Source organism: Sphingomonas sp. GW821-FHT10F09, assembly GCF_058809195.1.
In genome coordinates, this window is record NZ_JBXASI010000005.1 from 160,151 (window position 1) to 184,519 (window position 24,369).

Annotated in this window: 18 protein-coding genes; 11 read left to right on the plus strand and 7 right to left on the minus strand. The window is 71.3% G+C overall.

Annotation, left to right across the window (positions count from 1 at the left end):
- Positions 1-16 precede the first annotated feature (16 nt).
- From AC1RTO_RS15790 to AC1RTO_RS15810, 5 genes are read left to right on the plus strand one after another with little or no spacing between them, the layout of a single operon-like run.
- Positions 17-1,276 (plus strand): family 43 glycosylhydrolase, encoded by a 1,260-nt coding sequence (locus AC1RTO_RS15790; protein WP_493161756.1) that lies wholly within the window; start codon positions 17-19, stop codon positions 1,274-1,276.
- Positions 1,273-2,886 (plus strand): family 43 glycosylhydrolase, encoded by a 1,614-nt coding sequence (locus AC1RTO_RS15795; RefSeq protein WP_493161757.1) that lies wholly within the window; start codon positions 1,273-1,275, stop codon positions 2,884-2,886. The genes AC1RTO_RS15790 and AC1RTO_RS15795 overlap by 4 nt, the downstream gene beginning before the upstream one ends.
- On the plus strand, positions 2,883-5,504 hold the full coding sequence (locus tag AC1RTO_RS15800) for a glycoside hydrolase family 3 C-terminal domain-containing protein (RefSeq protein ID WP_493161758.1): 2,622 nt from the start codon (positions 2,883-2,885) through the stop codon (positions 5,502-5,504). Before AC1RTO_RS15795 ends, AC1RTO_RS15800 begins: the two co-directional genes overlap by 4 nt.
- Positions 5,505-5,538: 34 nt before the next feature.
- Positions 5,539-6,354 carry a rhamnogalacturonan acetylesterase gene (locus AC1RTO_RS15805; RefSeq protein WP_493161759.1) on the plus strand — a complete coding sequence of 272 codons (816 nt, stop codon included), beginning with the start codon at positions 5,539-5,541 and terminating at the stop codon, positions 6,352-6,354.
- An 11-nt stretch (positions 6,355-6,365) separates the two neighbouring features.
- A complete protein-coding gene (locus AC1RTO_RS15810; protein WP_493161760.1) occupies positions 6,366-8,807 on the plus strand; it encodes a glycoside hydrolase family 95 protein in 2,442 nt (813 codons plus the stop codon).
- A 67-nt stretch (positions 8,808-8,874) separates the two neighbouring features.
- On the opposite strand, the gene AC1RTO_RS15815 is transcribed toward AC1RTO_RS15810, so the two are convergent.
- From AC1RTO_RS15815 to AC1RTO_RS15840, 6 genes are all read right to left on the minus strand, one after another.
- A complete protein-coding gene (locus AC1RTO_RS15815; RefSeq protein WP_493161761.1) occupies positions 8,875-10,269 on the minus strand; it encodes an efflux transporter outer membrane subunit in 1,395 nt (464 codons plus the stop codon).
- A gap of 12 nt (positions 10,270-10,281) precedes the next feature.
- A complete protein-coding gene (locus AC1RTO_RS15820; protein WP_493161762.1) occupies positions 10,282-13,461 on the minus strand; it encodes an efflux RND transporter permease subunit in 3,180 nt (1,059 codons plus the stop codon).
- Positions 13,462-13,512: 51 nt separating this feature from the next.
- Positions 13,513-14,766: an efflux RND transporter periplasmic adaptor subunit gene (locus tag AC1RTO_RS15825; protein ID WP_493161763.1), complete on the minus strand. Its 1,254-nt coding sequence runs from the start codon at positions 14,764-14,766 to the stop codon at positions 13,513-13,515.
- A complete protein-coding gene (locus tag AC1RTO_RS15830) occupies positions 14,763-15,167 on the minus strand; it encodes a hypothetical protein (RefSeq protein WP_493161764.1) in 405 nt (134 codons plus the stop codon). Before AC1RTO_RS15830 ends, AC1RTO_RS15825 begins: the two co-directional genes overlap by 4 nt.
- A gap of 284 nt (positions 15,168-15,451) precedes the next feature.
- Positions 15,452-15,928, minus strand: a complete 477-nt coding sequence (locus tag AC1RTO_RS15835; RefSeq protein WP_493161765.1) for a hypothetical protein — start codon at positions 15,926-15,928, stop codon at positions 15,452-15,454.
- 72 nt (positions 15,929-16,000) lie between these two features.
- Positions 16,001-16,804: a hypothetical protein gene (locus tag AC1RTO_RS15840; protein ID WP_493161766.1), complete on the minus strand. Its 804-nt coding sequence runs from the start codon at positions 16,802-16,804 to the stop codon at positions 16,001-16,003.
- 131 nt (positions 16,805-16,935) lie between these two features.
- Here AC1RTO_RS15840 and AC1RTO_RS15845 point away from each other — a divergent pair, with 131 nt between their 5' ends.
- Genes AC1RTO_RS15845 through AC1RTO_RS15870 form a run of 6 tightly spaced genes read left to right on the plus strand, consistent with a single transcriptional unit; the run spans position 16,936 to position 23,001 of the window.
- A complete protein-coding gene (locus tag AC1RTO_RS15845) occupies positions 16,936-17,676 on the plus strand; it encodes a DUF4129 domain-containing protein (RefSeq protein WP_493161767.1) in 741 nt (246 codons plus the stop codon).
- Entirely contained in the window at positions 17,673-18,887 is a 1,215-nt protein-coding gene (locus AC1RTO_RS15850; protein WP_493161768.1) for a hypothetical protein, read from the plus strand. Before AC1RTO_RS15845 ends, AC1RTO_RS15850 begins: the two co-directional genes overlap by 4 nt.
- Positions 18,884-19,840: an AAA family ATPase gene (locus AC1RTO_RS15855; protein WP_493161769.1), complete on the plus strand. Its 957-nt coding sequence runs from the start codon at positions 18,884-18,886 to the stop codon at positions 19,838-19,840. Before AC1RTO_RS15850 ends, AC1RTO_RS15855 begins: the two co-directional genes overlap by 4 nt.
- Complete coding sequence (locus AC1RTO_RS15860; RefSeq protein ID WP_493161770.1) at positions 19,837-21,141, plus strand: DUF58 domain-containing protein; 1,305 nt, start codon at positions 19,837-19,839, stop codon at positions 21,139-21,141. The genes AC1RTO_RS15855 and AC1RTO_RS15860 overlap by 4 nt, the downstream gene beginning before the upstream one ends.
- Entirely contained in the window at positions 21,138-22,160 is a 1,023-nt protein-coding gene (locus AC1RTO_RS15865; RefSeq protein WP_493161771.1) for a stage II sporulation protein M, read from the plus strand. Before AC1RTO_RS15860 ends, AC1RTO_RS15865 begins: the two co-directional genes overlap by 4 nt.
- Positions 22,138-23,001, plus strand: a complete 864-nt coding sequence (locus tag AC1RTO_RS15870; RefSeq protein ID WP_493161772.1) for an RDD family protein — start codon at positions 22,138-22,140, stop codon at positions 22,999-23,001. Before AC1RTO_RS15865 ends, AC1RTO_RS15870 begins: the two co-directional genes overlap by 23 nt.
- On the opposite strand, the gene AC1RTO_RS15875 is transcribed toward AC1RTO_RS15870, so the two are convergent.
- Positions 22,998-24,362 (minus strand): sensor histidine kinase, encoded by a 1,365-nt coding sequence (locus tag AC1RTO_RS15875; RefSeq protein ID WP_493161773.1) that lies wholly within the window; start codon positions 24,360-24,362, stop codon positions 22,998-23,000. The genes AC1RTO_RS15870 and AC1RTO_RS15875 overlap by 4 nt on opposite strands.
- Positions 24,363-24,369: the final 7 nt, after the last annotated feature.

Below are 24,369 nucleotides of genomic sequence, written 5' to 3' on the forward strand. Positions count from 1 at the left end.
GCTTCGGGAGCCGATCATGAAACGACGCGACCTGTTGATCGGGGGGCTCGCGATCGCGGGCAGCGCGGCGGCGCGGCCGCTGCTCCAGACGGCGTCGGGCCTACCCTATGGCCCGGCGCCGCTGCCCGGCACTAAACGGGCGGCTGATGCCGACGACAGCGGCCGCATCGTGCCGCCGCCGCCGAAAGGCTATTGGCCGTTCAGCGGCGTCAGCGGCCCCGGCCGCCGCGCCACCGCGGCCAGCGCCAGCGGCGGCTGGACCAGCGGCATGCCCGACGTCCGCTACAAGGGGCCGGGCCGCCCGCGCTATCCGGTCGCGCCGTGGAACGCCTCCGACGCCGGCACCGCGGTCAAGGCGGGGCTGCTGCCGCGCATTCGTCCACTGCACGACGTCCATATCCGCGACACGATCGTCTGCCCCGGCGGCGACGGCTATTATTACATGACCGGATCGACCGGCGACAACATCTGGGCGGTCAACGACGGCGTCGAGCTGTGGCGGTCGAAGGACCTCGACAGCTGGGAGTATCGCGGCCTCGTCTGGGGAATCGAGCGCGACGGCACATGGGAAAAAAGCTGGCGGATGCGCGCCGGCGTGCCGTTCCGTGCGCTCTGGGCGCCCGAGATCCACTTCATCCGCGGCAATTACTACATCTGCCATTCGATCAGCCGCGCCGGCCTCGCGGTGCTGCGCAGCACGACCGGCAAGGCGGAGGGACCGTACGTCCACGCCTTCTCGCCCGACGCCCCGATCCGCCGCAGCATTGATGCGACGTTGTTCGACGACGGCACGTCGGTGTGGCTGACCTATGGGTCGGCGAACGAAATCGTCCGTCTGAAGGACGATCTGTCCGGCCTCGCCGGCGACTGGCAGCCGATGACCGCGACCGAATGGGACAACGACCCGCGCCACCACCGCGCGCCCTGCGGCCCGGAGGGCTGTCGCAAGCTCGGCTATGAGGGGGCGACGATGTTCACCCGCGACGGCGTCTATTACCTCGGCGTCGTCGACCGGTACGAGGGGCGCTATTCCTTCCGCATCTGGATGAGCGACGCCCCCACCGGCCCGTGGCGCGAACCGCACGAGGGCGCGCCCTGCGGCGGCGGTGGCAACATCTTCCGCGACCGGCAGGGCCGCTGGTGGCAGACCTTCTTCGGCAACGACGAGGCGAGCCATTTCCGCGAAAAGCCCGGCCTCGTCCGCATCGACTTCGACGCGCGCGGCCATGTCGTCGTCCATCGCGACCAGCCCTTTCTGATCCAGGAGCCCTCATGACCGAGTTCAACAGGCGCGACGCGTTCGGTCTCGCGCTGGCCGGCGGCGCGGCGCTGATCCCCGGCACACCTGCGCAGGCCGCCGTCGCCGACAAGGGCTGCGTCCGCCCGTTCGACGCGAGCTGGCGCCGTGGCTTCGAGGGGCAGCGGATCGCCGACCTCGGCGACGGGCGCTTCCTCAACCCGCTGATCGGCGGCGACCGGCCCGATCCCGCCATCCTCAAGGACGGCGCGGATTATTACATGACCTTCTCCAGCTTCGACAGCTATCCCGGGCTGACGATCTGGCACAGCCGCGACCTCGTCAACTGGCGCCCGCGCACCGCCGCGCTGACCCGCAACATCGGCTCGGTCTGGGCGGTCAGCCTCGAAAAGCACAACGGCCGCTATTTCCTCTACATCCCGGTCAAGGCGAGCCCGAACGACATCTACGTCATCCACGCCGACCATATCGACGGCCCGTGGTCGGACCCGGTCAGCCTCGGCCTGCACAGCCATATCGATCCCTGCCACGCGGTCGGCGAGGACGGGTCGCGCTGGCTGTTCCTGTCGGGCGGCGACCGCATCCGCCTGTCCGACGACGGGCTGAAGACGGTCGGCAAGGTCGAGCATGTCTACGATCCCTGGCGCTACCCCGACGACTGGGACGTCGAGGGATTCAGCCCCGAAGGCCCCAAGATCCACCGCCACGGCGGCTGGTTCTACATGATTACCGCCGTCGGCGGCACCGCCGGCCCGCCCACCGGCCATATGGTGATCGTCGCCCGCTCGCGCTCGATCCACGGGCCGTGGGTCAACGATCCCGGCAACCCGATCGTCCGCACGGTCTCGAACGACGAGAAATGGTGGTCGCGCGGCCACGCCAGCCTGGTCGAGGCGCCGGACGGCAGCTGGTGGTCGGTCTATCACGGCTATGAGAACGGCTATTGGACGCTGGGACGGCAGGTGCTGCTCGATCCCGTCCGCTGGACCGCGGACGGCTGGTTCCGGATGACCGGCGGCGACCTGTCGAAGCCGCTGCCGAAACCGAAGGGCGGGCAAAGCGGCGCCCACGGCCAGCCGCTCAGCGACGACTTCACGCAGCCCCTCAAGCTCGGCGCCAAATGGAATTTCTTCCGCCCCGGCCCCGCCGAGCGCGATCGCATCCGGCTCGACAAGGGCGCGCTGGTGCTGAAGGCGAGCGGCAAGGCACCGGTCGATTCCTCTCCGCTGATGCTCATCGCCGGCGATCAGGCCTATGAATTCCAGTGCGATATCGAGATCGCGCCGGGCGGCACCGCCGGCCTCGTGCTGTTCTATGACGACAAGCTCTATTGCGGCCTCGGCTTCGACGAGAAGCGTTTCGTCACGCATCAATATGGCATCGAGCGCGGCCGTCCCGCCAACCCGCACGGCCGCCGCATGCTGATCCGCATCGCCAACAAACGGCATATCGTCGCGATCCACACCTCCGGCGACGGCGGCAAGACGTGGCAGCGCTTCGACCGCGGCATGGAGGTGTCGGGCTATCACCACAATGTCCGTGGCGGCTTCCTGATGCTGCGGCCCGGCCTCTATTCGGCCGGCACGGGCGAGGCACGCTTCCGCGACTTCCGGTTCCGCGCGCTGTGAGGCGGCTGGCATGTGCGCTGCTGCTCGCGGCGGCATCGGCGGCGGGCGTTGCGGCGCAGGACGCGCCTTGGCGCGACACCCGCCTGCCCGCGGAGCGACGCGCTGCTGATCTGGTCGCGCGGATGACGCTGGCGGAAAAGGCGGCGCAGCTGAAGGACAATGCCCCCGCGATCCCGCGGCTCGGCATCCCCGCCTATGCGTGGTGGAGCGAGGGGTTGCACGGCGTCGCGCGTGCCGGCAACGCCACCGTCTTTCCGCAGGCGATCGGGCTGGCGGCGACATGGGACGCGCCGCTCGTCCATCGCACCGCCGACATCATCGCCACCGAATTCCGCGCCAAATATCTCGCCGCCCGGCATCCCGACGGCAGCTCCGACCGCTATCGCGGGCTCACCGTCTGGTCCCCCAACGTCAACATCTTCCGCGACCCGCGCTGGGGACGGGGGCAGGAGACGTTCGGCGAGGATCCCTATCTGACGTCGCGGCTCGGCGTATCGTTCATCACCGGCCTGCAGGGCGACGATCCCGCCCGGCCCAAGACGCTCGCGGTGGTCAAGCATTTCGCGGTCCACAGCGGGCCGGAGGCGGACCGCCATCGCGACGACATCCATCCGAGCGCGCACGATCTGGAGGATACCTACCTCCCCGCCTTCCGCGCCGCGGTGACCGAGGCGAAGGTACAGGGGCTGATGTGCGCCTATAACGCCGTGGACGGCGTGCCGGCCTGTGCCAGTCCGCTGATGCAGAGCCGGGTGCGCACGCAATGGGGCTTTGCCGGCCATATCGTGTCGGACTGCGCCGCGATCGCCGATCTGTTCCTGCCGACCTCGCACGCTTGGGTGCCGACGCCGGAGCGCGCGGTCGCCGCCGCGGTCACCGCCGGCACCGACCTGATCTGCGCCGAATTCAGCCGCGACAAGGGCGCCGACCCGCAGGTCGTCGTCAATGCGGTCGAGCAGGGCCTGCTCGCCTCCGCCACGCTCGACCGCGCGGTGACGCGCCTGTTCGAGGCGCGCATCCGTCTCGGCCTGCTCGACGGCGGTCGCTTCGGCACGATCGCCGCGACCGACTTCGATACCCCCGCGCATCGCGCCGCCGCGCTCGATGCCGCGCGCAAGTCGCTGGTGCTGCTCAAGAACGACGGCCTGCTGCCGATCAAGGGCGCGCCGCGCCGCATCGCCGTCATCGGTCCCAACGCGGATTCCATCGATGCGCTGGTCGGCAATTACAACGGCACGCCCTCCGAACCCGTGACCGTCGTCGCCGGGCTGCGCCGTCGCTATCCCGATGCGCGGATCCAGGTCGTCGAGGGCACCGGCCTGATCGGTGCGCCGCTCAAGGCGATTCCGTCGGAGGCGCTGTGCGTCGATCGCGCCTGCACCGCCCGCGGCCTGCGCGTCGAGGAATTCGCCGGCACCGCGCTGGCGGGCCGGGCGGTGCGGACTGAAACCACCCCCGCCGTCCGCTTCGGCTGGGGCCGGCCCGAACGGCGCGAGCGTGCCAGCTCGATCCGCTGGACCGGCTTCCTGACCGCGGACGAAACCGGCCCCTATCGCTTCCGTCTCGACGGCGACGGCGGCTATCGCATCCGGGTCGACGGCCGCACCGTCGTCGATGCGTGGGACGCGGCCGACCCCGCGTCGATCGCGGACGGCGAGATCACGCTCACCGCCGGCCAGCGCTATCCGATCGTCGTCGAGGCGATCCAGACCGGCCCGCGCGGCGACCAGAGCCTGAGCTGGAGCAATTTCGGCGCGCGGGGCGAAGCGGCGGTCGCGGCGGCGCGCGATGCCGACCTCGTCGTGTTCGTCGCCGGCCTGACCGCGCGGCTGGAGGGCGAGGAGATGCGCGTCCGCGCACCGGGCTTCGCCGGGGGCGATCGCACCAGTCTCGACCTGCCCGCGCCGCAGCAGGATCTGCTCGAACGGGTGCAGGCGACGGGCAAGCCGCTCGTGCTCGTCCTGATGAACGGCAGCGCGCTCGGCGTCGGCTGGGCCGACCGTCACGTCCCCGCGATCGTCGAGGCCTGGTATCCGGGCGGCGAGGGCGGGCAGGCGGTGGCGGAGCTGATCGCCGGCGACTTCAGCCCCGCCGGCCGGTTGCCGGTGACCTTCTATCGCGACGCCGGGCAGCTGCCGCCGTTCAAGGACTATGCGATGGCGGGCCGGACCTATCGCTATTTCGCCGGCGATCCCCTGTACCGCTTCGGTCACGGGCTCAGCTACACGCGCTTCGCCTATGGCACGCCGCGGCTCGCCCGGTCGCGCATCCGTGCCGGCGACGGCGCGACGCTCTCCGTCCGCGTCACCAATGCCGGCGCGGTCGCCGGCGACGAGGTCGTCCAGCTCTACGGGTCGCAGGCCGCGCCCGGCGCACCGCTGCGCGCGCTCATGGGTTTCCGCCGCATCCATCTGAAACCGGGCGAGAGCCGGGACGTGGCGCTGTCCATCGATCCACGGGCGATGAGCATCGTCGATCCGGCGGGCCATCGCCGCGTCGCGCCCGGCGTCGTCGACCTGTGGGTCGGCGGCGGCCAGCCGCCCGCGGCGGGCGCAGGCAAGGCCGCACCCGGCGCGGCCGCGCGCCTGACGATCGCCGGCACGCGGGCTTTGGACTGACCGGCCGGCACGGCCGCAGAGAGGATATCGTCCCATGATCCGTTTTCTTGGTCTGCTCGCATGGGCGACCGCCAGCGCGGCGACCGCGCAGATGACGCCGCCGCCCGGCAGCCCGCCGGTGCGCCGGATCGAACCGTCGAAGGTCATCCTCGTCGGCGATTCGACCACCGCCGTCATCGGCGGCTGGGGGCCTGCCTTCTGCGCCGATCACGTCACCTCGTTCCTCGCCTGCATCAACCTCGCGCGCGGCGGGCGCAGCTCGGGCAATTACCGGTGGGAAGGGTCGTGGGACGTCGCGCGGAACGAGATGCGCGTGCCGGGCTATCGCGCGGTCTGGGTGCTGATCCAGTTCGGCCACAACGACCAGCCGGGCAAGCCCGGCCGCTCGACCGACCTTTCGACCGGCTTCCCCGAAAACCTGCGCCGTTACGTGCGCGAGGCGCGCGCGCTCGGTGCGAAGCCGATCCTCGTGACGCCGCTGACCCGGCGCATCTTCGCCGACGGCCGGCTGGTCGACGACCTCGCGCCCTGGGCCGCCGCGACCCGGCAGGTCGCCGCCGAGCTCAAGGTGCCGCTGCTCGACCTCCATGCCGACAGCGCCGCCATCGTCCAGGCGATGGGGCCGGCGGCATCGCAGATGTTCGCGCAATTGCCCGCCGGATCGCAGCCGCTCGCACCCGCCGCCACGCCGCCGGCGGCGACCGAGGTACAGGTGCAGCCGCTCGCGGTGCCGAAACTGTCCTTCGACAACACCCACCTCGGCAAACAGGGCGCCGCCTTCTTCGCGACGATCGTGACGAAGGAACTGGCGGACGCGGTGCCCGACATGCGCCCGCTGCTGGTGCCATGAAGGACAGGATGATGACGCGAGACACCGGACCGGGCATCAGCCGCCGCGACGCGATCGCGGGCCTGTCGGCGGGCGCCACGCTCGCCGTGCCCACCGCCGCCGCTGCCGCCGCGCGGCCCGCGGCGAGCGACCCCGCCGCCACCATCCTGTGGTATGCGCAGCCGGCCGCGAGCTGGGTCGAGGCGCTGCCCGTCGGCAATGGCCGGATCAGCGCGATGGTCCATGGCGGGATCGACCACGAACATATCCAGCTCAACGAGGATACCCTGTGGGCGGGCGGGCCGTATGCGCCCGCCAGTCCGGACGCGCTCGCGGCCTTGCCAGAGGTGCGGCGGCTGGTCTTCGCCGGAGAATTTGCCAAGGCGCAGGCGCTGGTCGGCGAGGCGGTGATGGCGCGCCCGCTCCGGCAGATGCCCTATGGCACGATCGGCACGCTCGTGATCGACCGCGCCGGTGCGCCCGCCGCCGCGGCGCCTGCCCCCGCGCCCAAGGGATTGCGGAGCGAGGTCACCCCCGCCGAACCGTCCCGCCCCGTCGCCGGCTATCGCCGCGAACTCGACCTCGACACCGCGATCGCCAGCACCCGCTGGTCGGCGGGCGGCGTCGCGTACCGGCGCGAGGTGATCGCCTCGCCGACCGATCAGGTCATCGCCATCCGGCTGACCGCCGCGCCCGGTGGCACGATCGACGTCGACCTGTCGCTGACGACGCCGGTCAAGCAGGCGCAGGTGACGGCCGGCCGCGGCGATGGCGAGATCGTCCTGTCCGGCCGCAACGAGGCGGCGCACGGCATCCCCGGCGCGCTGCGCTACGAGGCGCGGGTCCGCGCGTCCGCCAGCGGCGGGCAGGTGCGGCGCGACGGCGGGCGCCTCGTCGTGCGCGGCGCGCGCGAACTCGTCGTCCTCGTCGCGATGGCGACCAGCTATCGCCGCTTCGACGACGTCGGCGGCGATCCGACCGCGATCACCGGCGGCCAGATCGATGCCGCCGTCCGGCGCGGCTATCGCCGCATCGCGCGCGACACGACCGCGGCGCATCGCACGCTGTTCCGCCGGGTTTCGCTCGATCTCGGCCGCGGCGTGGCGGCGCAGTTGCCGACCGACCACCGCGTCCGCGGCGGCGAGGCGGGAAGCGATCCCTCGCTCGCCACGCTCTACTTCAACTATGCGCGCTACCTGCTCATCGCCTGCTCGCGCCCGGGCAGCCAGCCGGCCAATCTGCAGGGCATCTGGAACGACACCACCAACCCGCCCTGGGGCGGGAAATACACGATCAACATCAACACGCAGATGAACTATTGGCCGGCCGAACCGGCGAACCTGCCGGAATGCGTCGCGCCGCTCGTCGCGATGGTCCGCGACCTCGCCGTCACCGGCGCGCGCACCGCCCGCGTCATGTACGGCGCGCGCGGCTGGGTCTGCCATCACAACACCGATCTGTGGCGGGCGACCGCGCCGATCGACGGCCCCGCGTTCGGCATGTGGCCGACGGGCGGGGCGTGGCTGTGCACGCATCTGTGGGACCATTACGATTATGGCCGCGACACGGCGTTCCTCGCCTCGGTCTACCCGCTGATCCGCGATGCGGCGCTGTTCTTCGTCGACACGCTGCAGCAGGATCCGGGCACCGGCTTCCTGGTGACCAACCCGTCGCTGTCGCCCGAGAACAACCACGGCCACGGCTCGTCGATCTGTGCCGGCCCGACGATGGACATGGCGATCCTGCGCGACCTGTTCGGTCAGGCGGCGGAGGCGGCGACGATCCTCGGCCGCGACGCCGATCTCGCGCGGCAGTTCCTCGCCACGCGCGACCGGCTGGCGCCATACCGGATCGGCGGGCAGGGGCAGCTGCAGGAATGGCAGGCCGACTGGGACGCGGGCGCGAACGACCTCCACCATCGCCACGTCAGCCATCTCTACGGCGTCTTCCCCAGCCAGCAGATCGATGCGGTGGCGACGCCCGCGCTGGCGGCCGCCGCGCGCCGCTCGCTCGACACCCGCGGCGACGAGGCGACCGGCTGGGGGACGGCGTGGCGCGTCGCGCTCTGGGCCCGCCTCCGCGACGGCAACCGCGCCCACCGCATCTTGCGCAACCTCATCGGTCACAAGCGCACCTACCCCAACCTCTTCGACGCCCACCCCCCGTTTCAGATCGACGGCAATTTCGGGGGTGCCGCGGCGATCGCCGAGATGCTGGTGAGCAGCCGCCGGGACGAGATCGCGTTGCTGCCCGCGCTGCCCGATGCATGGCCGACGGGGCAGGTTACCGGCCTGCGCGCGCGTGGCGGGCATACGGTCGCCCTGTCCTGGGCCGGCGGCCGGCTGGTGTCGGCGACGATCACGCCGACCCGTGACGGAACGGTCGCCATTCGTCTGGGCAGCCTGGTGCGAACCGTACCGATGACGGCGCGCCGGCCGGTCCGGCTGATCGGGCCGACCCTTGCGATAGCCTGAGGCGGAATCGTCGGGCGGCTCCCCGACGGAGCCGCACGGGGATCCGCGTCATGGCCGGCGCATGCCGTCAGGCGCTCCATCCCCCGCCCAGCGCGCGGAACAGGTCGACCTGCGCGTCGGCGATCTGCGCGTCCGCCAGCGCCAGCGTCGCCTCCGTGTCCGCCAGCGTGCGCTCGGCGTCGAGTGCGACGAGGCTGTCGATCTGGCCCTCGCGCTGCTGCGCGCGCGTGATCCGCGCGGCGGTGGCGGCCTGATCGCGCGCGGATTGCAGCGCGGTGCGGCGCTGGAGCGCGTTGGCATAAGCCGAGAGCGCGGTTTCGCTCTCCTCGAGCGCCTGCAACACGGTGCCGTCGAAGGTCGCCAGCGCGGCCTGCGTGTCCGCCTCCGCCCCGGCGATCCGCGCGCGCGCCTTGGTCGGGTTGGCGTTCCAGCTGATGAGCGGGCCGAGCAGCCAGCGCAGCGGCCCGCCGCCGAACAGGTCGCCGAGGCCGGTGCTGGTCTGGCCGATCGATCCGCCGAGGCTGATCTTCGGGTAGAGGTCGGCGGTCGCGACGCCGATGCGGGCGGTCGCGGCGGCGAGGCGGCGTTCGGCGGCACGCACGTCGGGACGGCGGGCAAGCAGGCCGGCGCCGTCGCCGACCGGGATCGGACGGTCGAGGCGCAGCGTCGTGGTGCGCGCCGCGGCGATCGTCGGTAACGCCGCAGGCGCGCGGCCGGTCAGCGTGGCGAGGCGGAACAGCGCCGCCTGCCGCTGCGCCCGGATCGCCGGAATGTCGGCACGGCGCTGGTCGCGCAACGCGGCGATGCGCGCGGTGTCGAGCGGGGTGGTGAGGCCGACGTCGGCACGGTGCGACGTCACCGTCAGCGATCGGTCGATCAGCGCGACGATGCGTTCGGCGACGGCGATCCGCTCGGCGGCGGAGGCGGCGTCGGCATAGGCGCGCGCGGTTTCGGCGGCGATCGAGACGCGTACCGCGTCGAGATCGGCCTGCGCCGCGCCGACGTCGCCGCGTGCCGCCTCGACGTTGCGGCTGATGCGGCCGAACAGGTCGACCTCATAGGAGACGTTGAGGCCGCCATCGATCCGCCAGCCTTCGCGGTCGACGCCGGGGACGGTCTGGATCGCGGCGACGCGGCCGTAATTGCCGCTGGCGCTGACATTGCCCTGGGGCTGCCGGTCGCCGCGGACCTCGCGCAGCGAGGCGCGCGCGCGGGCGAGGCGGGCGGCGGCGACGCGCAGGTCGGTGTTGGCCGCGAGCGCGTCGGTGACGAGGCCGTCCAGCACGGGATCGGCATAGAGCTGCCACCAGCGCGTCGCGACGGGGGCATTCGGATCGACCGCCATGCTGGTCGAGAGGAATGGCCCGGCAGCGGCGGACGGCGTCGGCGGGGCGACATAATCGGGGCCGGTCGCGCAGGCCGCCAGGGCGAGCGCGGACACGGTGGCGAGGATAGCACGCATATCGGGAGCTCCTTATTCCGCCGGCAGCGCATGGGGCGCGGCGGCGGCGGTATGCCGGCGGCGGGCGAGTCGATCGCCCAGCGCGCGGCACACGACGTAGAAGGTGGGCGTGAACAGCAGGCCGAACCCGGTGACGCCGATCATGCCGAAGAACACCGCGGTGCCGAGCGCCTGCCGCAATTCCGCGCCGGCGCCCTTGGCGATCAGCAGCGGCACCGCGCCGAGGATGAAGGCGAAGCTGGTCATCAGGATCGGCCGCAACCGGTCCTGCGCGGCGCGGACCGCGGCCTCGACCGGCGACAGCCCGTCCTGCTCTTCCGCCTGCTTGGCGAATTCCACCACGAGGATGGCGTTCTTGGCAGCGAGCGCGATCAGCACGACGAGGCCGATCTGGGTGAGGACGTTATTGTCCATGCCGCGCAGGTTCACGCCGATCATCGCCGCGAGCAGGCACATCGGCACGATCAGGATGATCGACAGCGGCAGCACGAGGCTTTCGTATTGCGCCGCCAGCACGAGGAAGACGAACACCACCGCGAGCGCGAAGACGATGGCGGCGGTGCTGCCCGCCGCCTTCTGCTGGAAGGCGATGCCGGTCCATTCGGTGCCATATCCCGCAGGCAGCGTTTCGGCGGCGACCTTTTCCATCGCGACCAGCGACCGGCCGGAGGAATAGCCGGGCGCGGTGTCGCCATCCACCTCGACCGCGGGGAAGAGGTTGTAGCGGGTGACGCGATACGGCCCGGTCTTGTCGCGGAAGGTCGACACCGATCCGATCGGGACCATCGCACCCGAGTTCGACCGCGTCTTCAGGTTGGCGATGTCCGCCGTGGTCGCGCGGAACGGGGCGTCGGCCTGTGCGGTGACGCGATAGGTGCGGCCGAGCAGGTTGAAGTCGTTGACGAATGCCGAGCCGAGATAGACCTGCAACGCCTCGAACACGCGTTCCGGGGGGACGCCGAGCATGTCGGCCTTCGCCCGGTCGATATCGGCGAAGATGCGCGGTGTGGCCGAATCGAAGAAGGTGAAGACCTGCGCCAGCCCCTCGGTCTGGTTCGCCTTGGCGATCAGCTTGCCCGTTTCTTCACCGAGCTTCTGGTAGTTGCCGCCATTCTTGTCCTGCACGATCAGGCGATAGCCACCGGCCGAGCCGATGCCCTGGATGAGCGGCGGCGGGATCACGAGGATGCGTGCCTCGTCGATGTCGGCGGTCGCCTTTTGCGCTTCCGCCATGATGCTGGCGAGGGTGACGCCGAGGTCCTGCCGCTCCTCGAAGGACTTCAGCGGGATATAGGCTGCGGCGGCATTGGGGGCGAGCGTCTGCGACGGGCCGTCGAAGCCGGCGAGCATGACCGCGCCCTTGACGCCCGCCAGCGGCAGGATGCGCTTGGCGACCTTCTGCACGACGGCATCGGTACGCTCGACCGAGGCGCCGGACGGCAACTGGACGACGGTCAGGAAATAGCCCTGGTCCTGCGCCGGGATGAAGCCCGAGGGCGTCGCCCAGAACAGGGCTCCCGTCGCCGCGATCAGCCCGACGTATACCATTCCCATCCGCTTAGGCCGCGCAACCAGCACCGCCGTCAGCGAGGCATAGCCCACGCTCATCCGTTCGAACCCGCGGTTGAAGGCGTCGCCGGCACGGCGCACGGCCTGCGTCAGGCGATTGCCGGCATGGTCGCGGTCGTGCGCCTTGAGCAGCATCGCGGCGAGCGCCGGCGACAGCGTCAGCGACAGCAGCAGCGAGATGATCGTCGCGGTCGAGATCGTCACCGCGAACTGCTGGTAGAAGGCACCCGACAGGCCGGTCAGGAACAGGGTCGGCACGAACACCGCGCACAGCACCAGCACGATCGCGACCAGCGCACCCGACACTTCGTCCATCGAGGTGCGCGCCGCTTCCAGCGGGGTCAGCCCGCGTTCGAGGTTGCGCTCGACATTCTCGACCACGACGATCGCGTCGTCGACGACGATGCCGATCGCCAACACCAGGCCGAAGAGGGAGAGGTTATTGAGGCTGTATCCTAGCGCCGCCAGTACCGCGAAGGTGCCGATCAGCGAGACCGGGATCGCCACGATCGGGATGATCGCCGCGCGCCATTTCTGCAGGAAGACGAGGATGACCAGCACGACGAGGATCATCGCCTCGATCAGCGTATGCTTCACCGCGTCGATCGACTGGGCGATGAATTCGGTGGGATTGTAGATGACGCGATAGGCGAGCCCCTTGGGGAAGTCCTTCGCCATCGCCTCCATCTCGGCGCTGACCGCCTCGGCGGCGGCGAGCGCGTTCGAGCCGGGACGCTGGAACACCGCGGCGATCACCGTGGGCTCCCCCGACAGATAGGTGTTGGAGGCATAGTCGGCGGCGCCCAGCTCGACCCGCGCGACGTCGGCGACGCGGACTTGGCGGCCGTCGGCATCGGTGCGGATCACGACCTGACCGAATTGCGCCGGATCGACGAGCCGGCCCTGCGTCTCGACGTTGAGCTGGAAGGCGCTGCCATTGGCATAGGGCGGCTGGCCGAGCGTGCCTGCCGCGACCTGGACGTTCTGCGCGCGCAACGCCTGGACAATGTCGCCCGCGGTGAGGTTCAGCGCGGCGGCGCGGCCGGGATCGATCCACACCCGCATCGCATAGTCGCGCGCGCCGAACAGCCGCACGTCGCCGACGCCCTCGATCCGCGCCAGCCGGTCGCGGACCTGCGTCAGCGCATAGTTGGAGATATAGCCGCGATCGAGGCTGTGATCGGGTGAGACCAGATTGACGACCATCAGGAAGTCGGGCGAGGTCTTGCGCGTCACCACCCCCAGGCGCTGCACCTCCTGCGGCAGGCGCGGCACCGCGACCGCGACGCGGTTCTGGACGAGCACCTGCGCGGCGTCGAGGTCGGTGCCGAGGCGGAAGGTGACGGTGATCGTCACCGTGCCGTCGCCGGTCGACTGGCTGCTCTGGTAGAGCATGTTGTCGACGCCGTTGATCTCCTGCTCGATCGGTGCGGCGACCGTCTCCGCGACGGTTTCCGCCGACGCGCCGGGATAGGTCGCGGTGACGGTTACCGTCGGCGGCACGATGTCGGGATATTGCGACACCGGCAGGCCCCAATAGGCGATGGCGCCGACGATCGTGATGATGACCGCGATGACCGCGGCGAAGATCGGCCGCGTGATGAAGAAGCGCGAAAAGCGCATGATATGCTCCCCGGAAGAGGATGGAGTTCGGCAGGTGAGGGCGAGCGGCGCTTACTGGGCGAAGGTGACTTCGCCCGCGGTCGGCGCGGTGCTGCCGCCGGGCAGGGCGACGTCGCCGACGGGTGCGATGCGGCCGGGTTTGGCCGTCACCTTCGCCCCCGGCATCGCCATCTGCGTGCCGCTGATGACGACGCGGTCGTTCGGCGACAGGCCGGCGCGGATCACGCGCAGGCCGCCGAGGACCGGGCCGAGCTGCACCGGTTTGGCGGTCACCGACCCGTCCTGCGCGACGGTGAGCAAGGTCTTGCGCGCCTGATCGGTCTGCACCGCGGCATCGGGCACCAGCAGCGCGCGCACCGTGCCGCCGCTGCCGAGCCGCATGTTGCCGAACATCCCCGGCGTCAGGAACAGGCCGGGGTTGGCGAGCACCGCGCGGCCGCGGATCGTGCCGGACTTGGGATCGAGCCCGTTGTCGGTGAAATCGAGCCGGCCCTTCCAGCGATAGTCGCCTTCGTCCTGCAACCGGACCTCGACCGGGGTTAAGTCGGCACCCGAGGCGGCGGCGCGCTTGGTCTTGAGGAACAGCGCCTCCGACCCGTCGAAGGTGAAGTAGATCGGATCGAGCGCGTTGATCGTGGTCAGCAGCGTGCCGGTGGCATCGCCCGCCGCGACCAGATTGCCCGCATCGATGCGGCGATCGGAGATGCGGCCGGCGATCGGCGCGCGCACCTGCGTGAATTCCATGTCGAGCGCGCGGGCACGCACCCGCGCCTGCGCCGCGGCGAGCGAGGCGGTGGCGGCCCGCAGCCGGGCGTTGAGCTGGTCGACGTCGCTCTTCGACACCGCATCGTCCGCGACCAGCCGGTTGGCGCGGTCGAGGTTGGCGCGGGCGAGCGCGACGTCGCTCTGCGCGCTGGCGAGGCCGGCGCGCGACTCCGCCAGTGCGGCGGCGAAGGGGCGGGGATCGATCGTGAAGAGCAATTGCCCCTGCCGCACGATCGCGCCGTCGGTGAAGTGGATCGCGGTCACCGCGCCGGAGACGCGCGGGCGCACCTCGACGCTGCGGCTCGGTTCGAAGCGGCCGACGTAATCGTCCCATTCGTTGACCGCGCGGACCAGGGGGTGCGCGACGGTGACGGAGGGCGGTGGCGGCGCGGCCGTGGCGGGCGCATCGCGATCGATCAGGCCATAGGCGAGGCCGGCGGCGGCGATCGGTACCAGCACCAGCGCGCCCTTGCGCCACCGGCGCTTCGGGCGGACGGTCGTGCCGACGGCGTCGGTATCGATGGGGGCATGCATGTTCATGCGTAGGCTCCCGCGTTGCGGATCGCGGCGTGCAGGCTGTCGACGATCAGCTCATACTGATCCTCGCTGAAGCCGGCGGCGACGAAGGCGCGGATCTCGGTCGGGGCGACGGTATAGCCCTGATGCCGGCTGAGCACCGCGATCCGGCGCAGCGCCTCCAGCCGGGGGTCGGCGAGCGCGGAGCGGCGGCGGTCGCCGAACAGGGCGCCCATCGCCAACGCCATGCGGCCGGGGGTGCGCAGCGACGACAGCGGGTCCTTGGCGGCGAGCGCGACGACCGACCATTCGAGCGCGCTGAGCCGGGGGCGGGGCGCGGGTGCGGTGGGGATGGGGTCCACGACCGGACGCGGTGCCGCGGCAATGGTGTCAGCACCCCAGGCAGTGAAGGCTAGATAGGCCATGATGATCTCCCTCGATCATGTCGTGAGGACGCGGCGGGTCGTTGCCCGTGGACGCCCGGTCCGTGGCTGATGGTCGGCGATGGCGAGCGACCGCGACCGGCGCACAGGGCTGTGCGTCGTCGGATCGCTCCGGCTGGAGGACGGTTTGCATGGCTATCGCTGTGCGGGCGCCATGTTCTATACTGAACGGTATATAAACAGGCGCGGCGGCCCGTCAACCGCTTTCTATACCGGCAGGTACGTTTGTTTGATTTTTATCGTCGGGACGGTTCGACGACCGATCGTCAGGGGCGTGCTTCGTCCAGTCCCGCGAGCGCTCTTGCGGTGGTGTAGCAATCCTCGATGTGCGCGTTGCCGGCGAGCTTCATCGCGCCAAAGCTGATCGTCGCGGCCACCGCCGATCCGATGAAGGGCACGTAGCGCGCGACCGAGGCGGTGGCGACACGGACGCCCATCCGGCGCAGCAGCACCATCACGACGCGTTTGGTGACGGCGCGGCCGATGACGTTGTTCCCCAGGCTCGCGGCGATGGCGAGGACCTGTTGGGCGCGGGTGGAATCCATTTTCTCGATCTGGTCGGCGCGCAGGCCGAAGCGTTCGCTGATCTGCGGCAGCATCTTCTTGAGGATGCCGACGTCGGCGACGAGGTCTGCACCCGGCACGGGCACCACCGACGCCCCGGCGGAGATCGCCGCGCGCTTGGTGACCATGCGGCGGCAGTCGGCGCGGATCGCATCGAGTTCGGCGAGGGTGTGCGTCATGGCGGGGCTCCTGTGGTGCGCGTGCAACAGTCGACGCCGCCGCGAGGTCCACCGCGTGCGCCCTCGGCGGCGTCAGGCAAAGATGTCGGCGAGCCGGTCGGCATCGGGGCCGTCCTTCCAGTGGCGCAGTTCGACGAACAGCGCCGCACCGACGATGGTGAACCAAGTCAGCATCACCGTCGTCACCACCGACTGGAGCAATTGCGCGAGGAGCGGCACGCGCGGCGCCGCGCCCTCCGCCCCGCCGGCGATCGCGGCGAACGAACCCGACCCGGCGACGCTCGCCACCCCGACCGCGGCGCTGGCGAGGCTGTAGATGACGAGCGCGAGCAGCAGGATGCCGAACACCGGCCAGCGGGCGCCCTTGGTCAGCGCGCGGCTGCGTCCGAAGGCGCCGAATACGCCGGTCCGTTCCGCGACGATCGCTGGCAGCGACACCGACCACATCACCGCCAGTATGACGCCGGGAACGACCAGCAGCATCGCGCCGATCATCACGCCGATCGTGAACAGCAGGTAGACCGCGAACAGCGGCAGCGTGCGCAGGATGCCGACGCGCAGCATTTCGGGCAGCGCGGCCTTGCGGCCCTGGTCGTGTGCGATCGTTGCCTGGACCAGCGCACCGCTCGCGGCCAGCCACAGCACGCCGACCACCAGCGCATAGAGGCCCGCGGCGACGTACAGTCCGTCGCGGACGCCGTCGAAGATCGCGCCACCGCGGCCGATCTGTGCGATCAGCAGCTGCGGCAGTGCCATCAGTACGAAACTGGTGCCGAGCGTCGCGACCGGATTGGCCCGGATGACATCGGTGCTGCGGCCGAACACGCCGCCCACGGAGATGCCATGTCCGCGCCCGACCCTCGCGCTGCCCGCCATCTCTCTCGTCCCCCGGCTCTGTCCCGGAGGCGATGGTGGCGGGCGATGCGGAGGCTGTCCAGCCCGATCGACGGGCGGGCGGATTTCGGTGATTGCTTGACGGGCCGATCCGGCTAGGTTCGCCGCGGGGCGTGCCTGATGCCGTCGGGCATCTGGGCTGGGAGGGTAGCATCGCGGCGTCAGCACAGGATCCGGCGGTGGCCGACCGGCTCGCCGCAGCGCATGCCGCGCTGCGCGCCGATCCGTCGATCCAGTTCACGCTGACCCGTCCGCCGGCGCCGCCGCAGACGCCGGAATGGCTGGAGATGCTCGGCCGCTGGATCGCCGCGGCGTTCCGGCCGGTCGGGCGACTGCTTGGCTGGATCGCAGGCCTGATGCCCGATGCGCCTTATGCCCGCATCCTGCTGTGGACGCTGCTCGCGACGGTTGCGGCGGCGATGGTCTGGATGGTGGTCGAGCGCATCCGGTCGGGCGAATGGCGCCTGCCCCGGCGGCGACGTGGCGCGCCTGCGGTGGAGAGCGATGGCGACGGCGAGGGCTGGGCGCCCGACGCCGCGCCGGCGCGGGCCTGGCTGCGCGAGGCGGACCGGCTCGCCGCCGAGGGGCGGTTCGCGGAGGCGATCCATTACCTGCTGTTCCATTCCATCGACGATATCGCCCGTCGCCGCCCACAGCTGCGCCGGCCGTCGCTGACCGCGCGCGAACTGGCCGCCGCACCGTTGCTGCCGGCGGTGGTGCGGCCGCTGTTCGCCAGTATCGCCGCGCCGGTCGAGCGCAGTCAGTTCGGCGGCCGGCCGGTCGCCGACGCCGACTGGCGGGAGGCGCGCGCCGCTTATGCCGGTTTCGCGTTGCCGCAGGCGTGGCGTTCATGAGCGAGGTCGCGATCGGCGATCGGGCGCGGGCGGACAGCGTCTTTGCGCCGCTGACGGTGGCATTGCTGCTGGTCATCGGCGTGCTGGGGTTCGCCGGATCGCTGCTGCTCGGCGCCTATGCGCCCGATTTCGCATCGGGCCGCAACGCCGGCGCGCATGCGCTGTCCCATGCGGCGACGGGGTATGCGGGGATCGTCGACCTCGCCCGCGCGACCGGGCGCAACCCGCGCATCCTGCGCGCCGAGGAGGGGTGGGATACCGAGGATCTGGTGATCGCCACCCCCGACCACGGCACCGTCGACGTCAGCAAGTTCATGGCGATGCGGCGCAATCGCGCGACGCTGATCGTCCTGCCGAAATGGACGAGCGTGGCGGACGACGCAGTAGAGGGCTGGGTCGACGTCACCGGGCTGCTGCCGGCCGCAGACCCGGCGGCGATGCTGGCGCCGGCGACGGAGATGACGGTCACCCGCCGGCCGAGCGGTGCGCAGCCCCTGCACCCGGTGTTCTGGGCGCCCAAAACGCTGGCGGTGGTGGCGCCGCGACCGTTGCAGGCGGTTACCGGGCCGGCGCTGACGCCGCTGGTCGCCGACGATGCCAGCCGGATCGTGCTGGGGCAGGTGACCGGCACCAACACCTATGTCCTTGCCGATCCCGACCTGCTCGACAATCACGGTATCCGGCGGCTGGATCGCGCCCGCGCCGCGCTCGACCTGCTCGATTTCGTCAATGCGACGGGGGCGGAGGGTGTCGCCTTCGACGTGACGCTCAACGGGCTGGGGCGCGGCCGCAGTCCGTTGAAGCTCGCGTTCGAGCCGCCGTTCCTCGCGATGACGCTCGCCATCCTCGTCGCGCTGGCGCTGGTCGGCTGGCAGGCGCTGGTCCGCTTCGGCGCGGCGCAACCGCGCGCCCGCGCGATCGCCTTCGGCAAAGCCGCGCTGGTCGACAACAGCGCGATGATCGTGCGCAAGGCGGGGCGCGAGGGCGGGCTCGGCGGACGCTATGCAGCACTGGTCCGCGAACGCGCGCGCGCGATCTTCGGCGTGCCGGCGGGCCTGTCCGACGACGCCGCCGACCGTTATCTCGACCGGCTGCGCGGGGGGAGCAAGTTCAGCGCGCTCGCCGCCGAGGCGACCCGCACGGACCATCGCGACGACATGCTGGCCGCCGCACGGGCGCTCCATCGATGGCAACAGGAGAAGACACGGTGACGGTTGAAGAGGTCCAGGCGCTGGGGCAGGCGATCCGCGCCGAGATCGGCAAGGCGGTGGTCGGCCACGACGGCACCGTCGACCTGCTGCTGGTGGCGCTGTTCGCGGGCGGGCATATTCTGCTGGAGGGGCCGCCGGGCACCGCCAAGACGCTGATCGCGCACAGCTTCGCGCAGACGGTCGGGCTCGATTTCGGGCGCATCCAGTTCACCCCCGACCTGATGCCGGGCGACATCATCGGCGCCAATTTGTTCAACTTCCAGACCTCGACCTTCACGCTGACGCGCGGGCCGATCTTCACCGAATTGCTGCTGGCGGACGAGATCAACCGCACCTCGCCCAAGACGCAGGCGGCGCTGCTGGAGGCGATGCAGGAGCGCACCGTCACGATCGACGGCGAAAGCCTGCCGCTGAGCAACCGATTCATGGTGGTGGCGACGCAGAACCCGATCGAGCAACAGGGCGTCTATCCGCTGCCTGAGGCGCAGCTCGACCGGTTCCTGTTCAAGCAGACGGTGGCCTATCCGAGCGCGGAGGAAGAGCGGCGGATCGTCGCGGCGCATGGCGCGCGGGCGGCGGCGATGTCGCCGGCCGACTGGGGCGTCGCGCGCTGCACCGACGCGGTGACGATCGACGCGGCGGTGAAGACGGTCGCGGGCGTCCGGCTGGTCGATGCGGTGATCGACTATATCGTCGCGCTGGTCCGCGGCACCCGCGACGTCGCCGATCTGGAAAGCGGCGCATCGCCGCGCGCGGGCGCGATGCTGGCGGGCGCGGCGCGGGCGCGGGCGGCGCTGGACGGGCGCGACTTCGTCATCCCCGACGACGTCAAGACGCTCGCCCCGGCGCTGCTGCGCCACCGCCTGATCCTGTCGCCCGCCGCTGAGATCGGCGGGCGCGGCATCGAGGACGTCGTCGCGCAGATCATCGAGACGATCGAGGCGCCGCGTTGATCTATCCGACCCGCATGGCGGTGCTGGCGGCGGCGATCGGGGCTCCGGTCGCGCTGCTGGTCGCCATGCTGGTGCCGGGGCGGTGGTATGCAGGGCTCGGCTGGCCGCTCGCGCTGCTGCTGCTGGTCCTCGCCGATGCGCTGCTCGGGCGCGGCCGGGCGGGCGCGACGCTGGCGCTGCCGCCAAGCGCGTCGATCGGTGTGCCGCTGACCGTGCCGGTCGCCGTGACGATCGCGGGAGCGGCGCGTTCGACGACGGCGCAGGTGGCGCTGGCACCCGATCCGCTGCTGGCCGGCGGCGACCGGTTCGACGTGGCGCTGGCCGGCGGGCGCGGCGAGGGGGCAATGGTGCTGACACCGGTGCGACGCGGTACCGCGCGGCTCGATACCCTGTGGGTACGCTGGGCGGGGCCGCTCGGGCTGGTCTGGCGGCAGGCGCGGATCGGAACGGGGCAGGCGCTGCCGGTGCTGCCCGATGTCGAGGCGATCCGGCGGCAGGGCGCGCAGGTGTTCCAGCGCCACGCGGTGCAGGGATTGCTCGCGCAGAGCGACCGCGGCGACGGCACCGATTTCGACGGGCTGGTCGAATTCCGGTCGGGCATGGACCGGCGGGCGATCGACTGGAAACAGTCGGCCCGCCACCTGAAGCTGCACGCCAAGGAATATCGCACCGAACGCAACAGCCAGATCGTCTTCGCGATCGACACGGGGCGGCAGATGTCGGAGCCGGTCGGCGGCATCCCGCGCGTCGACCGCGCGGTGTCGGCGGCGCTGCTGACCGGCTGGGTGGCGCTGAAGCTGGGCGACCGGGTCGCGCTCCACGCTTTCGATTCGCGCCCCCGCGTCGCCAGCGGCTTCATCGGCGGATCGGCGGCCTTCCCGGCGCTGCAGCAGCTGGCGGCGGGGATCGATTACAGTGGCGAGGAAACCAATTACACCTTCGCGCTGACGACGATGGCGGCGGGGCTGACGCGGCGGTCGATGATCGTGCTGTTCACCGAATTCACCGACCCGACCTCCGCCGATTTCATGGTCCGCGCGGTCGCACGACTGCTACGCACGCATCTGGTGCTGATCGTCGTGCTGCGCGACGAGGAGCTGGAGACGATCGTCGCGCGCGCCCCCGCAACGCCCGCCGACGTCACCCGCGCGGTGACCGCCGCGGCGCTGCTGCGCGACCGGCGGCTGGTGCTGCTGCGCCTCCGGCATCTGGGCGTCCACGTCATCGAGAGCCCGTACGATCAGGTGCCCGAGCGGCTGGTCGAGGGCTATGTCGACCTTAAGCGGAGGAGCCTGTTGTGAGCGCGTTCGTCGATGCCGCCCCGCCGCCGCTCAACGCCAGCCGCTTCCGCGCCGCGCACGGCGCCGACTGGGAGCGGCTCGACGCATTGCTCGGCCGGATCGAAAAACGCTCGGTGCGGGTGCTGACCGATGACGAGCTGCTCGCACTGCCGCTGCTGTACCGGTCGGCGCTGTCGTCGCTGTCGGTGGCGCGCGAGACGTCGCTCGACCGCGCCCTGGTCGCCTATCTCGAGCAATTGTGCGCGCGTGCCTATTTCCAGATCTACGGCGTGTCGGATTCGGCGTGGCGCGATCTCGGGCGCTTCTTCACGCATGGCTGGCCGGCGGCTGTCGCGTCGCTGTGGCGCGAGACGCTGGTGATGGCGGTGCTAACGGTGGCGGGGGCGCTGGCGGCCTATGCGCTGGTCCGGTCGGACCCGTCGTGGTTCTTCGGCATCATCCCCGAAGGTCTGGCGGGCGGGCGCGATCCGAGCGCCTCGGCGGCGATGCTGCGCCATACCCTCTACACCACCCAGCAGGACGGGCTCGGCGTGTTCGCCAGCTTCCTGTTCGGGCATAATACGCAGATCGCGATCTTCGCCTTCGCGCTCGGTTTCGCCTTTGTCGTGCCGACCGCGCTTCTGGTGCTCTACAACGGGCTGACGCTGGGCGCGATGATCGCGGTGTTCGCCGACAAGGGGCTCGGCCCGAATTTCGGCGCATGGCTGGCGATCCACGGCACGACGGAGATGTTCGCGATCATGATCGCGGGCGCGGCGGGGATGCGGATCGGCACTGCGATCGCCTTTCCGGGGGCACAGGAGCGGATGGTCGCGCTGGTCGCCGCGGGGCGCACCGCCGCGATCGCCGTCGCCGGGGTGGTGCTGATGCTGGCGGTGGCGGCGATTTTGGAAGGGGTCGGGCGGCAGGTGGTGACCGGTGACGGCGCACGGCTGGGAATCGGGACGGCGATGCTGGCGGCGTGGCTGGTCTATTATTACGGGATCGGGAGGCGGCATGCGCTTCGGTCGCCGGACTAAGGGCCCCGCGTCGCTGCGGCGCGGCTTCGTCACGCCGGAGGGCGTCGACCTGCAGCTTGAACTGGGCGGGGCCGGCACGCGCGCGGCGGCGTTCCTGATCGACACCGGCGCGATGCTGGTCGCGCTGATCGTCGCGACGATCGCGCTCGCCTATATCGACCGGTCGACCGGCGCCGATATCGCCAAGATCCTGTGGCTGATCGGCGCATTCCTGTTGCGCAACGGCTGGTTCGTATTGTTCGAGATGGGCGGGCGCGGTGCGACGCCGGGCAAGCGGCTAATGGGTCTGCGCGTCGTCGCGCGCGACGGGGCGCGGCTGACCGCTGGCGCGGTGCTGGCGCGCAATGCGATGCGCGAGATCGAGGTGTTCCTGCCGCTGTCGTTCCTCGGCGCGCAGGCGGCGGCGGGGACGGCGGATGCCTTCCTGACCATCTTCGCGTTGCTGTGGACAGGTATCTTCCTGTTCTTCCCGCTGTTCAACCGCGACCGGCTGCGGATCGGCGATCTGGTCGCGGGAACGTGGGTGGTGCAGACCGTGGTGCGGCGGCTCGCGGTCGATCTGGCGGTGACCGCGGAACGGCCGCGCCGCCGGTTCCCGGAGGCGGCGCTGGCGCTGTACGGCGTCTACGAATTGCAGACGCTGGAGGACGTGCTGCGCGGCGGCGACCCGGTCGCGATCGGTGCGGTCGCCGCGACGATCCGGCGCAAGGCGGGGCTGGCCGATCATGGCGACGATGCGGCGTTCCTGGCCGATTACTACACCGCCTTGTGCGCGCGGCTGGAAAGCGGCCTGCTGATCGGTCGCCGTCGTCGCGACAAGTTTGAGGGCGCGGCGCCCTAGAAGCGCAGGCGGACGATCAGGCCCGGCGCGGCATCCTCCAGCGTCACGCGTGCGCCGATTCGCGCCGCGGCCGAGCGGACGACGGCGAGGCCGAGGCCGCTGCCGTCGGGGTCGGCGGGGTCGCCCAGCCGGACGAAGCGTTCGAACACGCGCTCCCGGTCGGCGGCGGCGATGCCGGGGCCGTCGTCGCGCACCGACAGCAGCGCCGCGCCGTCCGCCGCGCCGGCGATGCCGACCGTCACCGTCCCGCCGGGGCGATTGTAGCGGATGCCGTTGTCGACGAGGTTGCCGAGGATCTCGACCAGCAAGGTGCGGTGGCCGGTGACCGGCATCGGCGTGTCGGGGGCGTCGAGTTGCAGCTCGACCCCCGCCTCGATCGCGGCGCCGATGCGGCGGCTGATGACGCGCACCGCCACCTCGCGCAGGTCGACGCGTTCGAGCGGCGGGGCGACGCCCGCCTCCTCGGCGCGGGCGAGCGCGAGCAGCTGCACGAGCAGCCGTTCGAGGCGGGCGACTGCGGTCGCGATCTCGTCCAGCGCCTCGCGCGAGCCGCGGCGGGCGAGCTCGATCTGCACCTTGAGCACCGACAGGGGCGTGCGCATCTGGTGCGAGGCGTCGGCGGTGAAGCGCCGCGTCGCCGCGGTGGCGGTGTCGAGCTGCGCAAGCAGGCGGTCGAACGCCTCGGCGAGCGGGCGCAGTTCGAGCGGCAGCGGGCCGGCGTCGATCGGCGACAGGTCGGGCGCGGCGGGGCCGTTGCGCGCCTCCACCGCGCCGCGTAGCCGGGCGAGCGGGCGCAGGCTCCACCCCAGCGCCGGACGGAGCAGCAGGATAGCGATGCCGACCAGCGCGACCTCGCCGCCGAACAGCGCGACGAGCAGCCGGCGGGTCAGCGCGGCACGGCCGTCGAGCGTCTCGGCGATTTGGACGACGACCGGGCGCTCGATCGCCGGCAGCGCGCGGCGCACCTCGGCGATGCGGATGCGCTGGTCGCGATAGGTGGCGAAGCGGAAGCGCGGCTGGTCGATCGCAAGGTCGTCGGGCGCGGGCGCGGGCAGGTCGGCATAGCCGGTGAGTAGGTCGCCGCCGACCGCGATCCGGTAATAGACGTTGTCGCGCTCGCTGTTCTCCAGCATCCCGAAGGCGGCGGGCGGCAGGTCGAGCGTCACCTCGCCGCGCTCGACCTGCACCGTTTCGGCGATCGCGCCGAGCGCGCCGCCGAGCACGCGGTCGTTGGTGCGGCGGACGACGTCGGCGATCAGCGCCGCGCCGGCGATGCCAAGCAGCATCGCGACGCCGAGCAGCGGCCCGATCATCGCCACCAGCAGCCGCGTCCGCAGCGCGATCGAGCGCGGGGCGGTCATCCCGCCC